10 protein-coding genes, 1 tRNA gene and 2 pseudogenes are annotated in these 14,815 nt (G+C 61.7%); 6 read left to right on the top strand and 7 right to left on the bottom strand.

Annotated elements, in window-relative coordinates:
* Nucleotides 1-78 precede the first annotated feature (78 nt).
* Entirely contained in the window at nt 79-1,578 is a 1,500-nt protein-coding gene (gene pyk / locus AC1MFL_RS01320; RefSeq protein ID WP_479812828.1) for a pyruvate kinase, read from the top strand.
* A gap of 115 nt (nt 1,579-1,693) precedes the next feature.
* On the opposite strand, the gene AC1MFL_RS01315 is transcribed toward pyk, so the two are convergent.
* Nucleotides 1,694-2,299: an ANTAR domain-containing response regulator gene (locus AC1MFL_RS01315; RefSeq protein WP_301226264.1), complete on the bottom strand. Its 606-nt coding sequence runs from the start codon at nt 2,297-2,299 to the stop codon at nt 1,694-1,696.
* Between the two features lie 206 nt (nt 2,300-2,505).
* Here AC1MFL_RS01315 and AC1MFL_RS01310 point away from each other — a divergent pair.
* Nucleotides 2,506-2,586 (top strand) — tRNA-Leu (locus AC1MFL_RS01310).
* Between the two features lie 1,125 nt (nt 2,587-3,711).
* Here AC1MFL_RS01310 and AC1MFL_RS01305 read toward each other — a convergent pair.
* The 4 genes and pseudogenes from AC1MFL_RS01305 to AC1MFL_RS01290 all read right to left on the bottom strand — a co-directional run.
* Nucleotides 3,712-4,728, bottom strand: a pseudogene (locus tag AC1MFL_RS01305) (ISL3 family transposase); the annotation flags it as partial.
* A 54-nt stretch (nt 4,729-4,782) separates the two neighbouring features.
* The gene (locus AC1MFL_RS01300; protein WP_479812826.1) at nt 4,783-6,177 is read right to left on the bottom strand and encodes a hypothetical protein; all 1,395 of its coding nucleotides are present in this window, start codon (nt 6,175-6,177) and stop codon (nt 4,783-4,785) included.
* A gap of 458 nt (nt 6,178-6,635) precedes the next feature.
* Complete coding sequence (locus AC1MFL_RS01295; RefSeq protein WP_479812824.1) at nt 6,636-6,809, bottom strand: hypothetical protein; 174 nt, start codon at nt 6,807-6,809, stop codon at nt 6,636-6,638.
* A 1,829-nt stretch (nt 6,810-8,638) separates the two neighbouring features.
* Nucleotides 8,639-8,911 carry a DNA gyrase subunit A gene (locus AC1MFL_RS01290; RefSeq protein ID WP_479812822.1) on the bottom strand — a complete coding sequence of 91 codons (273 nt, stop codon included), beginning with the start codon at nt 8,909-8,911 and terminating at the stop codon, nt 8,639-8,641.
* Between the two features lie 286 nt (nt 8,912-9,197).
* On the opposite strand from AC1MFL_RS01290, the gene AC1MFL_RS01285 reads away from it, so the two are divergent.
* Nucleotides 9,198-10,040 (top strand): tetratricopeptide repeat protein, encoded by an 843-nt coding sequence (locus AC1MFL_RS01285; protein ID WP_479812820.1) that lies wholly within the window; start codon nt 9,198-9,200, stop codon nt 10,038-10,040.
* Nucleotides 10,041-10,287: 247 nt separating this feature from the next.
* On the opposite strand, the gene AC1MFL_RS01280 is transcribed toward AC1MFL_RS01285, so the two are convergent.
* A complete protein-coding gene (locus AC1MFL_RS01280) occupies nt 10,288-10,530 on the bottom strand; it encodes a hypothetical protein (protein ID WP_479812818.1) in 243 nt (80 codons plus the stop codon).
* A gap of 576 nt (nt 10,531-11,106) precedes the next feature.
* On the opposite strand from AC1MFL_RS01280, the gene AC1MFL_RS01275 reads away from it, so the two are divergent.
* The 3 genes and pseudogenes from AC1MFL_RS01275 (at nt 11,107) to AC1MFL_RS01265 (ending at nt 14,079) form a co-directional block, all read left to right on the top strand.
* On the top strand, nt 11,107-12,762 hold the full coding sequence (locus AC1MFL_RS01275; protein WP_479815613.1) for a GAF domain-containing sensor histidine kinase: 1,656 nt from the start codon (nt 11,107-11,109) through the stop codon (nt 12,760-12,762).
* A gap of 399 nt (nt 12,763-13,161) precedes the next feature.
* Nucleotides 13,162-13,437: a DUF7144 family membrane protein gene (locus AC1MFL_RS01270; RefSeq protein ID WP_479812816.1), complete on the top strand. Its 276-nt coding sequence runs from the start codon at nt 13,162-13,164 to the stop codon at nt 13,435-13,437.
* Between the two features lie 302 nt (nt 13,438-13,739).
* A pseudogene (locus AC1MFL_RS01265) lies at nt 13,740-14,079 on the top strand (YnfA family protein).
* Between the two features lie 530 nt (nt 14,080-14,609).
* Here the strand turns inward: AC1MFL_RS01265 and AC1MFL_RS01260 are convergent.
* Entirely contained in the window at nt 14,610-14,801 is a 192-nt protein-coding gene (locus tag AC1MFL_RS01260) for a hypothetical protein (RefSeq protein ID WP_479812814.1), read from the bottom strand.
* Nucleotides 14,802-14,815: the final 14 nt, after the last annotated feature.

Raw genomic sequence — 14,815 nt, 5'->3', positions numbered from 1 at the left:
AGTTGCTCCACTGGCGGCCGGCTCCGGTCACATTCCGCCGACAACTTCATCCATACAATCGACTACTAGGGTAGGTATATGAGACGCGCTAAAATAGTGGCCACGTTCGGACCGGCAATCGCGAGTTTTGAGAACACTCTCGCCGTGCTGGAAGCCGGCGTCGACGTGGCCCGCATGAACATGAGCCACGGCGACTACGCCGTCCACGACACCACGTACGAGAACGTCCGCAAGGCAGCCGGTCAGCTGCACAAGGCCGTTGCCATCATGGCCGACCTCCAGGGGCCGAAGATCCGCCTTGGCCGGTTCGTCGACGGACCGCACCTGCTGGCTGTTGGCGACACGTTCACCATCACCACCGAGGACGTCCCGGGCACCAAGGACATCTGCTCCACGACGCTCAAGAGCCTCACCGAGGACGTCAACCCCGGCGACGCCCTGCTGATCGATGACGGCAAGGTCGCGCTCCGCGCGATCGACGTCGACGCGGTCAAGGTCGTCGCCCAGGTCATCGTCGGAGGGTGGGTCTCGAACAACAAGGGCATCAACCTGCCCGGCGTTGCCGTCAACGTTCCCGCGCTGAGCGAAAAGGACGAGGACGATCTGCGCTGGGCCATGCGCCGCGGCGTGGACATGGTCGCCTTGTCCTTCGTTCGCGACGCCTCGGACATCAAGCGCGTCCACGAGATCATGGACGAAGAAGGCCGCCGCGTGCCGGTGATCGCCAAGATCGAGAAGCCGCAGGCCGTTGAGCAGCTGCCCGAGATCATCGACGCGTTCGACGCCATCATGGTGGCCCGTGGCGACCTCGGCGTGGAACTTCCCCTCGAGGAAGTGCCGATCGTGCAGAAGCGCGCCGTCGAACTGGCACGCCGCTGGGCCAAGCCGGTCATTGTGGCAACCCAGGTGCTCGAGTCCATGATCGACAACCCGCGTCCGACCCGCGCCGAGGCCTCCGACTGTGCCAACGCCGTGCTCGACGGCGCCGATGCGGTTATGCTCTCCGGCGAGACCAGCGTGGGCAAGTTCCCGATCGAAACCGTCAAGACCATGGCCCGGATCATCGAATCCACCGAGGTCCACGGCCTGGAGCGCGTCCCCCCGCTGGGCACCAAGCCCAAGACCCGCGGCGGCGCCATCACCCGTGCCGCCGTCGAAATCGCCGACCAGCTGGACGCCAAGTACATTTGTGCCTTCACCCAGTCCGGCGACTCCGCACGGCGCCTGTCGCGGCTGCGTCCGATCCGGCCGGTCTTCGCCTTCACCCCGGTCGAGCATGTCTGGAACCAGCTCGCACTGACCTGGGGCATCCAGCCGGTCCTGGTCCCGATGGTGGGCCACACCGACGAGATGACCGCCCAGGTTGACCGCAGCCTGCTGAACATGGACCTCGTCGAGGACGGCGACATGGTGGTTATCGCCGCCGGTTCGCCTCCCGGAAAAGCCGGTTCCACGAACATGCTGAAGGTCCACCGCGTGGGCGACCTGGCCGACGCCGGCAGCCACGGCGAAACCGAGGTCACCAAGGACAAGCTCGGCCCCTGGCCGGAGAAGAAGAAGCGGAACGGCAAAGTCTAGTCCCGCAGCTTGAAACCAAAAGGGAGGGTCCCCGCCAGCTGGCGGGGACCCTCCCTTTTGGTCTGTGTTGCTGTGTTGCTCCGTGTTGCTGTGTTGCCGGGCTGCCGGGGCCCGGTCAGTTGACCTGGTTGATGATCGTCTCGGCCACTTCGCGCATGCTCAGGCGGCGGTCCATGGAGGTCTTCTGGATCCAGCGGAACGCCTCCGGCTCGGTGAGGCCCATCTTCGTGGTCAGCAGGCTCTTGGCGCGCTCCACGAGCTTGCGGGTGGCGAACTGCTCCTGCAGGTCCGTCACTTCGCTCTCGAGCGCCTTGATTTCCTCATGGCGGGACAGCGCGATCTCCAGGGCCGGGATCAGGTCCGCCGGGGTGAAGGGCTTGACCACGTAGGCCATGGCGCCGGCGTCGCGGGCGCGCTCGACGAGTTCCTTCTGGCTGAACGCGGTCAGCAGGACCACGGGGGCGATCCGGGCCTTGACGATCTTCTCGGCGGCGGTGATGCCGTCCATGACGGGCATCTTGACGTCCATCAGGACGAGGTCCGGCTTCAGTTCTTCGGCGAGCTGCACGGCCTTCTCGCCGTTGTCCGCTTCGCCGACGACGTCGTAGCCTTCGCCGCGCAGGATCTCGATGATGTCGAGCCGGATGAGGGTCTCATCCTCGGCCACGACCACGCGGCGCGCCGGCTTGGACGTGGGGTTTGACTCCGTCTGTTCTGACACGGGAACTCCTTGGAAAGGTACGGCGGGAACTAGACCATCTTAGGTTGTCACCGCTGTTGTACTGGGACCGGGTTGGGTTCGATGCGGCGTCACTGGCGCGATTCTGGAATTCAGCCTATCTGCATGTAGAGTAATTTCGCGCACTGGAAGCGATCGCGTTGCTCACAGCACTGTGGGTGGCGGATTATGCTACCGGTGTACTCCGCGCCCGAGTGGCGGAATGGCAGACGCGCCGCACTCAAAATGCGGTATCGAAAGGTGTGTGGGTTCGAGTCCCACCTCGGGCACAGTGTTTCCGCAGGTCAGGGGCTCTTTTGGTGCTTATTCGTGTGCACATTGTGCACACTCTCGCCTCTGATCTGATGTTCCGGGTGTGTGGGGTCCCGGAACGGCCTATTCGGTTGTGTGGGGGAGCGGCTGCCTACGGCGGACCGGGTACCGCCCTGTGTGATCTCTTCTGGGTGTTCATCCTCGTTCGTCCTTCCCTTGGGGTTTCGCGTTCACCACTTCATGGTGGCCAGGGCCGCGCACAACATGATTTGCTGATTATTCTTTAGATGGACCTGGGTTTGCGGCTGGTCCGGATTTTCCGCTCTGATACCTGTTCATGCAGGACTGCCGGGGGAACGGCATGACATGGCCACTGATCGGAGCAGATCATGTGCCTGCTGAGCGTGGCCAGTCGGTATGCGTGGCCGGCTTCGAGGGTGAGGTGAAGGAACTGGTGGGCTTTGCTGCCATGGCCTTCCCACCAGCTAGCCCGCCGCCGCAGCCATCATTTTCCCGTCATCGCCGCATCCGGCTGATGAGTTCCCACGGGTGCCCGCGAAGGTACCTCGGATCCTTTGTAGCAGGGCTCTCAGACTGAGGCACCAAAGCTGGTCACTGTTCGGCCGCCCTCAGGTCCCGAGCGAGCTGTGGGAGGCGCCTTCCACGGACTGCGGTAAACCAGCGGAGAACGGGGTAGGCGAGCCGAACCAGAAAATAGTTGACGTACTCCACTGCGCCAAAACGCCATATTGCCGTCAGGAGCAAAACGCTGCCAATGTGATCCGGCCACCAGACGAGGACCCCGACGAGTCCTGCCGCCAGGAGCGCGGCGTCGGCTGTCCGTAATGCACGATAGACGCGGGCAATTTTCACGGGCGTCGGACTCAGCTCGACCCAGGTTCGCCCCAGAAGCCTGCCACCGGCTGACCGAACCCCTGTCCTTCCTGCTTTCTAGCCTTGGATGAGTGTGAGGACAGGCGGCATGGGAAGCATCGGTTATGCCAGGGTCAGAACCGTAGACCAGAAGTCGGTTCTGCAGCATTCGGCGTTACAGGCCGCAGGCTGCCACCAGATCTGACCATGGTGTGAGCGGACTGAGAGGCAGTCGGGGGCCTGAAGTGGACAAAATGCGCCCTTAGTATTTAGGCATGGTTGGTTGGTTTCGCCCGGTAGGGGCGGTGGCCGCCGGCGGCGAGTAGGCATCTGAGCCGGTAGTTGGTGAAGTTGCGGAAGCCTCTGGCGATTCGGCGTGTGGTTTCGATGACGCCGTTGATCGCTTCGGTGGGGCCGTTCGAGGCGCCGTTCGTGTCGAAGTAGACGATGATCGCGGACTTCCATTGTTTGAGTGTCCGGCCGAGGCGGGCGACTTCCGGGATGGGGCAGGTCGGGAATGAAGCAATGACTTCGTTGACGAGTTCTCTGCCCCGCTCCGGGCGGGTGTGGTAGATGTTGCGCAGCTTCTGGTAGCACTGCCAGGCGAGGGTGACTTCGTGGTCCGGGTCCCCGGCGGTGAGCTTCGGGTCCAGCCGGGAAGCCTGTTTCTCGGTGAGGTGTTCGGCGCCGATCTGCAGGGTCCGGCGGATTCCGTAGAGCGGATCTCCCTTGCGGCCCCGGTGTCCGAGAGTGTCTTGCTGGACGCGGCGGCGGACCTCATCGACCATGGACGAACCGAGCTTCACGACGTGGAAGGCATCCAGAACGGTGATGGCTTCGGGCAGTTCGTCGCGGATCGCTTTGGCGTAGCCGCGGAACGGATCCAGCGCGGCGGTCTTGATTCCGGCGGTGAACCCGGGGCCGCGGTCTTTGAGCCAGTCGGCGTAGGCCTTTCCGGAGCGTCCCGGGACGAGGTCCAGCAGCCGGGCGTGAACCGTGCCGTTCGTGTCGCGGGTGTGATCCACAATCCCGGTGACCATGCCGGTGCCCGGCGGGCCGGTGTGGGCCCAGACATGTTCGTCGACGCCGAGCGCATCCACCCCCTTCAGCCGGCCTGTGGCGCCGATCCGGCGCGCGGCCTCTGCCCTGATCCCGTGCCAGACGGTGTGCCAGGAGACGCCGAGCTGGTGGGCCAGGGCCGAGACCGAGGTGTCGAAATGCTGGAGTGCATCGGTTGCCCAGTTCACGGCACGGGCGGTCAGTTTCGCCCGGGGTCCGGCCAGCGGGTGCTCCTCGGTTCACATGCATCATAGATCATAACTAAGCAAATTTCGATTTCTTCATCCTACCTTCCTAGACGCAATAGCAAGAGACGCATAATCCCCGCTTACGTGAACCTTCGAAATTTGCTCGAGAGATCTCGTACTACCACCTCGTATTGAGATAATGACAAAAATGACATTCACGATCAATGACAGGACAAGCACGACCCCTAGTCCGTACGTGGCAAAATGCTGGGTTGTTTCATCCAAGGAAAGCAAAGTAAGAACAAAACCAATAATTCCGAGAATCGCTGCCCATGTGATCGGCCTTCGGATCCCCAAATAAAGCCTGTTGCTAACGGGGTGATCGCCTGGTACGGAATAATAACTGAAGTAGGTACTCCCGATAGCTAAGACGCCAGCCGCAAGGCCTTGTACTATAGGATAATGGCCATTTAGACTCGAAACGAATTTGTCTTGATCGCTTGATCCAAATACTTGCCATGTCGCCCACGACATATATAGAGATGCCGTTAAAACAACGCTTAATAATAAAGAAATTAGAAGAGGGCGCCAAACGCTTTTGCGTTCAATGCCCATCCATAAATTGATCCACACTTCTGAAAGTCTAGGGGCATTATCATCCGCAGAATTCCCTAAAAACAGCGTTGCGTGATCCCGAGATGGCCAACGCTCCACTGGATCGGTGCCCGGCAGAGTCCCGACTGATTCGGCGTATCCTCCTCGAGCGGCCCACTGGATTGCCATGGGGACATTTTTGTCCAATCGCCGATCATATATGACGGTACCGGGGGGAGCCTCCACTTCAAAGTGGTAACTCTCTGCGGATTGTGCGTGCAGTAAATGAAATCTAATCAAATCAGGGTAGCCCGCATCTGTTCCTGGTTCACGTCTAAATTTCCATACAGATCCACCTTGTCCTTCCTCGATCCCTAATGGCCCCCAGTACGAATAGCTTATGACGTGGCGGTGTAAATAATCGAGCGGGGCTTGAAGAATCGCCAGTCTGCTTTCCAGCACCCGCTCAACTTCATTACAAGCGTCTACAAGGCTTGGAGGGCAAAATGGGAAGGAACGTAATTTCCTTACGTAATCCTGGACTGCCTCTTTGAAAAACCCGGAGTCGTTTGTACTTAGTAGGCTCAGGTGCCGATTTTGGAAGTCGGTCACATGGAATGAGGCGAGCCTTGGCTGTTGAAGAAGGAGGGGAACGGGTATCCAGGATAAATGCTGGGAACTTATTTGAGAAAGGTATTTCCGGCATCCCTCATGGTCCTCGAGGACCCAGGCCGCATTTAGGTCGAGGTCCAGGCTGACCTTTATATGAACAGTTTCGGGATTCTTGAACTCTACTCGTGTTATGCGTCGTCTTACCCATATGCGGGAATTGCGAAGCAAGTCAAATAGATATGGCGCAGACTGTTCGGCAACTTCTTTTACTGATGGTTCCATGGTTGGCTACTTTCCTCTGCATTGGTATTCAATGTCAGTGCGCCTTCAAAGGCAGGCGGCTGAGGGCTCGAGTAGGGTGCGCGTGGTGGGGACTAGGTAGAAGCCGAGAACTCAGGGTGAGCCGTGGAGCGCAAGTCTGGCGCAGGGTGACTCGTGGGATAACCGGGGCTGATGTTTGGGCGGGCGGGGAAGTCAGGGTTCTCGTTCGAGCATCGAACCGGATGCCTGGCGGCACGTTGCGGGAGAGCCCGAGCCGCAGTTCTTCGGGCGAGACGGTATTGCGTCCCGTCGGCCCTGAAATCGATAGCGCTCCGGTCTCCAAGTTGACTGAAAAGAACATCTGTCGCCCACAGCCCAGGAGCGCTCGGTCGATATGTTCCCGGGACGCCCCGCTGCTTCTGAAGCCTCCCCAGTCGTAAGAACGTCATCGTCCTACTATGCGCCCTTTGCCCACTGCTTCATACGCTGCAACGACGATTCCCCTGTGCATGCCATGAAGACAGACTTTCAAGAAACGGCAGACCTGCGATCGCTCGATCGATTGGGTCAACTTGCTTCTTGCGCGCATCGGTTGCCGACATTTCTCGGAGGTTGGTGTTTTTGGGCACGATGTCGGCTTTGGCGAGTTCCACGGACGCCTCGACCCCACCCTTCGTGGCAGGGTCCGCCTGCGGACCCTGAACTCCTGAGGAAGGTCTTCGAGTCATCCAGCGTCGATGCCGTGTTCGTCGGAAGGGCCATGCTGCGCGATCCCTACTATGCGCTTCGGCTGGTCGGCGGCCAGCCGAAGGAATACTGGCCGAGTCAGTACCACCGTGCGCTGTAGCGCCGCCGTGCGGCGCGGACGGCCCGCGCACGTCGTCGAGCAGCAAGAAAGACAACCTTGCCCCCTGGGACCTCACTATTCGCCACTCCACATCAGCCTCTTTTGACTGATGCCGCAACGCCGATACTGGACCTTCCGTCGCTTTGGGAAACCGATGGGTCAGCCCGTGCTCCCGTGCAAAGGGTAGTCGTCATGCGCGGTTCTACTCTTTCCGCCATGAGATGTACGAAAGGAGGTGCAACACCATGGCGCTCGTTGATTCCCCGTCTTCCGCTTGCCAGGATGCTGGTGCTCGGACCAAGCCAAGCCCCGGCCAAAACTCGTGTAGGCGGGGTGACACAGGGCGGAATATCGGCGCGGAGCAGACAGGCTTCTCCATGCCGGCTGGGCTGCGGCCCGCTGCTGGTTGTCGGATCAAAGTGGACAGAAGCAGGTGTGCACAATGTGCACACCCTGGGCTTCGGATCGGGTCGTACTGGCGCCGGACTGGGCCGGATTGCGGATGTTTTCGCGGGAGCGGCGGAAATTCAAGGGCTGGAACCCGGTTCGAGTCCCACCTCGGGCACAGTGTTTCCGCAGGTCAGGGGCTTTTTGGTGCCTTTTTCGTGTGCACATCGTGCACACTCTCGCCTCTGATCTGGTGTTCCGGGTGTGTGGGTTCCCGGAAACGGCCTATTCGGTTGTGTGGGGGAGCGGCTGCCTACGGCCGGCCGGTTGCCTCCTTGCGGGGTCTCTGGTGGGGGTTCATCCTCTTTCGTCCTTCCGTTGGGTTTTCGCGTTCACCACTTCATGGCGGCCAGGGCCGCGTACAACATGACTTGCTGAATATTCTTTAGATTGACCTGGGTTGCGGCGGTCCGGAACTTCCGCTCTAATACCTCTTCATGCAGGACTGCGGGGGGAACGGCATGACAAGGCCACTGATCCGAAGCTGATCATGAGCTCGCTGAGCCTGGCCAGTCAGCAGGCGGCCCAGCCTCGGGGCGAGTTGCAGGAACCGGTGGGCCCTGCTGCGATGGCCTTCCCACCAGTGAGCCCGCCACCGGAGCTATCATTTTTCCCGGTATCGCGCATCCGGCTTCTGGCTATCCTGCATCGCTGTCCTCGCTCTTTTGACCGTGGGAGCTGGCCACGCCACCCTGCCCTCAATCAGATCCCGACGATCTCTGGCTCCGCCGCAGTCAACGCATGCTGGTCGAGAAGCGTGTCGACGACCCACACCGGATCTTTCCGATCGCCTGTGCGATCGCGGCGGTCGTTCGTGGATACGAGGGCATATCAGATGAGGAGTCCTGCCATCGCGTTGTGTGTACCGTATAGCCCTCCGTCACCGGGCATTTTTGCGGGCGGGTCTTACGGGAATCGACCGGCCGCAGAAAAGCGGCGATCGTGATCTGGAAACTTTTGGGGCGCGCTTTCGCCGGTGGGGGACCGGCTTACGGGCAGAGGATAGGGACAGAGAATCGACGCGAAGACCCAAGCAGGCAACTGCAGGAAGCGCTTCTGACGGCAGGCCCCACAGGGAAAGGGATTGCGAGCCCCGAGTCGTGAAAGTGCGCGGGCTCGACGGTGACCAGCCGCTTTTTAGTAGCTTGGCGCTGGCAGAACCAGTAATCGACGGAGAGCACGAAGTCCTCAGCGGCCATCCGGCAACTTTGATCTGAGTTCTTCTGCCTCGGAAGCGAGGGCCTGACGCTGGTCTCGCGTGAGTCTTCTAAACTGCAGGTCGAGGACTACCCGGCTGCCAAATTCGTCCACACCCAACAGCTGACCTACCCGACGGATTGCTTCGTCCGCGTCCTCTGAATCCTCAATCACCTGAAAGACCTCGTCACGCCGATCTATCGCCCGCACAAGGGCATCGATGACCATCAAGTGGTCCCTGATCCGCCGCTCATCCTCATCCACACCGCGATTCTTGCACTACGGAGGTCATTCGGCATTGCGTCCGGCTGCGGTTCCCCTAGTGGGCACGGCCGCCGTGCAGACGACTTTGACGAATGGGTGCAGCTGAGTTCGAAAAGCGACAGCGCGGTTTCGTGCTGCGCGTGGCGTTGAGGCAAGGCCGTGAGGGCTGCCTATTGTTTGGATGATGGGACGAACTTGGGCGGGGTTTAGGAAGAAGCGGACACCTCACGACGTGTGGTCAGGCTGGAAGGCTGCGGATGAGGCCGGAGACGCCGGCCAGGCGGCGATGCTGGCCTCCGAGCTGCTGGATCTGACTCCGAAGTGCTATTACAGCTGGTTTCAAGCCGGCCTCCTGTCCAAGGCCCTTGGCAACTGGCCGGAAAGCCTGGAGCGCAACGCTCGGGCGCTGGAACTCTTCACTCCGAAGGATGCTGAAGAGTTCCATGGAGCGAACCCGGCAGCCTGGAACTTGGGCATTGCGTCAACAGCTCTGGGTGACTGGTCCGCCGCCCGGCACGCATGGGTCGCCTACGGACTGGAGACGTTTCGGGCCGAGATCGGGCCGATCGACGTAGACTGCGGGATGGCTCCGGTCAGGCTCAACCCCGACCAGCACAGCCTCCCTCATCAGGTGCTGTTTTCGGCCGGGAACACGGAGGTGGTCTGGTGCTGGCGCCGGAGCCCGGCCCATGCGGTCATCGCGAGCGTTCCGCTGCCGGAGTCCGGCCACCGGTTCAGGGACACGGTCCTGCACGACGGCGAACCCAAAGGGACCCGACAGCTCGACGGACAGGAGGTGTCGGTCTTCGATGAGCTGGGACGTCTCGAAGAATCCGGCCTGCCGACATGGCAGGCCCAGGTAATCGGTGCGACCGCAGACGATGTTCAGGTGCTGTCGGACCTACTGGGACCGCGGGGGCTCGGACTCGACGATTGGTCCGGGATCAGGTTGATGTGCTCGAACTGCTCGCATGGCGCACCCCAGGATGGACACGATCACATCCCATCGACGTCGGATGCGAAACGACTTGGACTCGCCGGCCATGAGTCAGAGCTCGGCGAAGTGATGGAGACATGGCTGGCCGGCAGACACGGAATAGACGTGCTCAACCTCGACCTGCTCTGGTAATCCCTGCCAGTCCCGCCCTGTGGGCTTCATGGTTGGTGCTTCAAGAAATCCTCGATCGCTAAGGAGCGCACATGTTTGGTCTCTTCAAGAAAAGAAAAGTCCGTTGTTGTGGGCTCGCCTGCACGAGTAGTGCGCTCACTGGCCAACTGAGCCGCGCTGGTCAGGGGTTGTAGGCAATCGGGGCAGGCTTTACTGAGCGGCTGAGTCTCAGAGTGTCGAACATTGAATTCAGTGCCGCGAACGCGGTCTACTGCTGGGCCTCTTCATGGAGACGACGTGCCGTCAGGGCGATTTGAGACGGCTGCCATGCCCCGCGAGCAAGCTCCATCTTCTTCCGTGAAGTGAAATCCACCACCGGACGGGCGCGGAGTATGCCCTCCTGCTCCTTGATGCCCGCGAGGCTCATTTCAAAACTCCATTCACGGCGTCCGTAACGTTCAAGAGTGAACGGAATTTCCAGAGACTTCGCCCATACTGGGGCTTCAAACAAAGAAATCTATGCCACCTCCACCGTGGGAGGCGGCGAATCGAATATCCATGCCGTTACCGCGATCGATCTTCCAGTAGGCAGAGATGATCTGCGGTAAACAGTGGAGGTGATCGGTTCGAGCTAGCGAGTACAGACCCGTTCCCAGGGAAAGCCAGATGGCGAGCCAAAACACAGGAGGGGACCCTTTGCGGAGCATTAGTTGGTGTTACTTTCCTGAACAGGAGTCCAGGGCACGGGGCGTATAGTCAGCAGACGGTCAGGAAGCGGCCATGGAACTCTATGGTGGAGCTGCCATGCCTATCACGGACCAGACAGGCTCTTGGCCCGGAGCCTCTCGTAGCCGGCCGGACGGCCTGTCCGTAAATGCGCCCCGTCCCCGCGGCGGGGCCCGAAGCCAGCCCGGCCAGGACCTGCCGGCCGGTTCCTCACTCTTGGCCCTGCAGACTGTGAAGAACGCATGCGCAACTGAGCTGGACCATGTCGCCGGCCTGTGCGGAGCACCAAACCCCCGACGGCTTGTCGGGGCCCCGGGTCCCCTCTCTGCCGAAGGGATGCCCGTTGAAGTGGCGTGACCCGATGAAGCGCCGGGTCGGGGATCTGCTGCGGGAGTCCGTGGGGCGGGCCGATGAGCTGCTCCATACCCAGGAACGGCTGAGGGGTCTGCTTTCTGCGGTGGTGTCCCTCACCGAGGATCTGAGCCTGGAGGCCGTCCTGGACCGGCTGGTGAGGTCGGCGTGCGAACTGACCGGGGCCCGATACGGGGCCCTGGGCATCATTGGCGGGGACCAGGCGCTGAGCCAATTCATCACCGTCGGCATCGACGAGGACGGCATCCGGATGATCGGTGCGCCTCCCCCGGGAATGGGGGTTCTCGGGCATCTGATCCGGGATCCGCAGCCGTTGCGGCTGCACGATCTGGGCGGGCACCCCGCCGCGGCCGGGTTCCCGCTCAACCATCCGCCCATGAAGACTTTTCTCGGCGTCCCCGTCCGGGTCCGTGACACGGTCTTCGGGAACTTGTACCTGACCGAAAAGAAGGACGGGGAAGACTTCACCGAGGAGGACGAAGAACTCGCCGTGGCCTTGGCTGCGGCCGCCGGCATCGCCATCGAGAACGCCGGAATGTTCGAGGACAGCCGCCGCCGCCAGGTGTGGCTGGAGGCCGGCATGGAAATCAGCGGCAAACTGATCACCACGGCACATCCGGACGCGGCAGAGTACCTCGATCTGGTTGCCGAACGTGCCGGGATGGTTTCGGGCTCCACGTTGTCAGTCATTGCGGTTCCCGATCCGGACGGCGTCCTCCGGTGCCGGGCGTCCCTCGGGGAGCAATCGCTGCCGGCCGGATTCGAGATCCCGGCCTCCGGGGCCATCACGGGCGTACTGGAGACAGGGGAATCAGCGGTCTTCCCGGACCCCGGACAACTCTTCGGGCCTGAGTCGGCCGGGAAGCTGGGCCCGGTCCTTATTGCCGCCCTGGGCCACACCGGGACCAATAACGGCCTGCTCATTCTGGGCCGGCCGGCGGGCGCCGACCGCTACCCGCGGTCTGATCTGGAAACCAGTGCCCTGTTCGGATCCCGGATCGGCATGGCGCTTGACCTGGTCCGGGCCAACCAGCTCCGGGAAGAACACCTGCTCTTCGCCGACCGGGACAGAATCGCCAAAGACCTCCACGATCTGGTGATCCAGCGCCTCTTCGCCGCCGGTCTGAGCATCCAGAGCCTGCGCCGCTACACCGAGAACGCGGTCGCCCATGAACGCATCGCCGTAGCCACCTCCGAGCTCGATGCAACGATCCGTGAACTCCGGGCCACGATCTACTCTCTCCAGGACGGCCAAGACGGTGCGGGGCTGCTCACCGACCGTGCCCTGCGCGCTGTCCAGGCCGGGGCACGCGATCTCGGCTTCACTCCAACAGTCCAGCTGACCGGGCCCCTGGACGATACGGTCCCCGAGGAGCTGGCATCACACCTGCTGCGTGTCCTCTCAGAGGGACTCAGCAACGCCATCAGACACTCCGGAGCGAAAAACATCAGCATCAGCCTCACAGCCAACCAGGACAACGTGGAGCTGCTCATCACCGACGACGGCTGCGGCTTCGAAGTCCCTGAACGAATCAGCGGCCTGGCCAACATGGAACAGCGCGCAGCATCCCTGGGCGGAACCTTCAGCATCGACAGCCCACCCGGCCACGGCACCCGGCTATGCTGGACCGCCCCCACGACCTGACTTCAAGCGCGCCGCCCAGGTGGGAAGAATCCTGCCGCCTGGCGAATCCCCGTCCCCGAGTCAGGCACCTCACGCCCACCCGGCTTCGAAACGACCGCCGGACACCGTATCCGAACCTGTCACAGCCAACCCCAATTCGGACCAGTCAGATTCCTATCTTCCCTTGGGCAGCCCCGGAGAATGGTCTCGGGCCTCGCTGCGCTCGGGCAGCACAAGCGTTTTTCTTTTCCTTTTTTGCTGCCGTCCGTTGGATCATACGTGCCCGCTCCACCGCTGCAACCGTCCTGCGGACGGCTGCGCACCGGATGCCTTGGGTCGGCGCCGCGCATATTTCCTCCCACAATCCATCCGCTGCTTGCCCTTTCGGGTTGCCCCGGCTCCGTCGGGCACAGCTACGCGATGCTCCGCCAGCAGCCGGGGTGGGGCTGGTGGAAGGTGGCCCTCGGAGTGTTCTTGATCATCACCTCCCTCGCGCTCATCTCCGGCGCAACGTGGGCCCGAATCGTCGCTGTCGTCGTTGCCGGCCTCAGCGCGCTCGTTCAACTTATGCTCATCCCGATGCAGGCGTGGTGGTCCGTTATCGTGATCATCATCGACGTGCTGATCATCTACGCGGTCATCGCCCACGGCGAGAAACTACGGGCCGGAGAAACGCCGCCCAACGTCAACTCCTAAACCGGAAACGCAAAAGGGAATCCACTCGAACCGGGAGGCAAAGGGGCGTCCCGGTCCCAAAAGTTGCATCCGTGACTGGTCATTGTCGCTGGACTTGTGGGACAACTAGCGGGCCAGCCAGGTTACCCGGCACGCCGCGGATTCTTGCAGCGGGGGAGCGTCCCCTCCGAGTGGTCCGGTTCCTGGGAACTGAAACGCCTTCGGCTCCAGGTCAGGTGTCGAGGAAGTCCCCAATCACAGGTAACTTCGCCGCCGGAGAAGTCCGCCACGAATAGGGCACCACGCACTGACATGATGAATGCGTGACAATTGCAAAAACGATCCTGCTGTTTGTACTGGCGGCCGCCGCAGAAATTGGTGGGGCGTGGCTCGTGTGGCAGGCGGTCCGAGAGGGCAAGGAATGGTGGTGGGCCGGGCTCGGGGTAGTCGCTCTGGGGATCTACGGCTTTGTCGCGACCCTGCAGCCCGACGCCCACTTCGGCCGCATCCTTGCCGCCTACGGGGGGCGTGTTCGTGGCGGGATCCTTGGCCTGGGGCATGATCTTCGATGGCTTCCGGCCCGACCGGTGGGACATCACCGGCTCGGTGATTTGCCTGCTCGGGGTGGCCGTGATCATGTTCGCGCCTCGCAACGTGGCGTGAATTCCACCTGTTGAGCGGTATGGCGTTGCTTCCGCGGAACGTCCAAGTCAGCCAGGAGCATCGCATCAATGACGCCTTTGAGCAGGCCCCAGTTTCGGTTCCTCCCGGGCAGGAATCCTGCGCTTCGGTGGTTCCGCCGCGGCCAGCGCCTGCCGGACGGTTCTCCGGGAGACCCGGTGCTCCCGGGCAAGGCAGCGGATCGATGAGCCCTTGACCCTGGCATCCCGGCGGATCCTCGCGAATAGTCCACTCTCGACTCCATCACCGCCTTCCACCGCTGGGGAAAACTCTGATGGAATCGACCGTGGGGTGGGCTCAACTGAAACTGCCATTCATCAACCGGCGAGCCGCGAAGTGGGCTCAACTCAGACTGCAGAACCGGTCCCCACTCAAACTGCCATACAGCCGGCGGTAGCCGGTTCACATCGTCCCTGGCAATGAAGGCCGGGGTTACAGCCGATGTCAGTGTTTGGGCGTATCGACAGCGCCAGCACAGACGAAGAGTCTGGTGAACACGGCCGTTGTCTCGTTCAGGAGTTTGGATCGAGGTACAGCGAGAATCCCGTGATTTCGTCGTTTTCGTTCATCTCGAGGTGCAGCTCGTCGCCGTCTGCGCAACCGCCAGCTTCGGCACGTGCCACAAAACGTTTAAGGTCCCCGAACGTGGCGCGTTGCCCCTCGGGGCCTGAGAACTCGATGTCTAATTTCAATCCGACAGCCATGGCAGACAGTATGT

The sequence above is a fragment of the Arthrobacter sp. BG3 genome (assembly GCF_056680185.1).
The sequence above is the reverse complement of the archived record's forward strand: the minus strand, read 5'-3'. Positions and strand labels throughout refer to the sequence as shown.

Coding starts and splice junctions, on each gene's coding strand:
- AC1MFL_RS01285 (WP_479812820.1), top strand. CDS start 9,198: ATGCTGGCCTCCGAGCTGCTGGATCTGACTCCGAAGTGCTATTACAGC.
- AC1MFL_RS01260 (WP_479812814.1), bottom strand. CDS start 14,801: ATGGCTGTCGGATTGAAATTAGACATCGAGTTCTCAGGCCCCGAGGGG.
- AC1MFL_RS01300 (WP_479812826.1), bottom strand. CDS start 6,177: ATGGAACCATCAGTAAAAGAAGTTGCCGAACAGTCTGCGCCATATCTA.
- pyk (WP_479812828.1), top strand. CDS start 79: ATGAGACGCGCTAAAATAGTGGCCACGTTCGGACCGGCAATCGCGAGT.
- AC1MFL_RS01275 (WP_479815613.1), top strand. CDS start 11,107: ATGAAGCGCCGGGTCGGGGATCTGCTGCGGGAGTCCGTGGGGCGGGCC.
- AC1MFL_RS01270 (WP_479812816.1), top strand. CDS start 13,162: ATGCTCCGCCAGCAGCCGGGGTGGGGCTGGTGGAAGGTGGCCCTCGGA.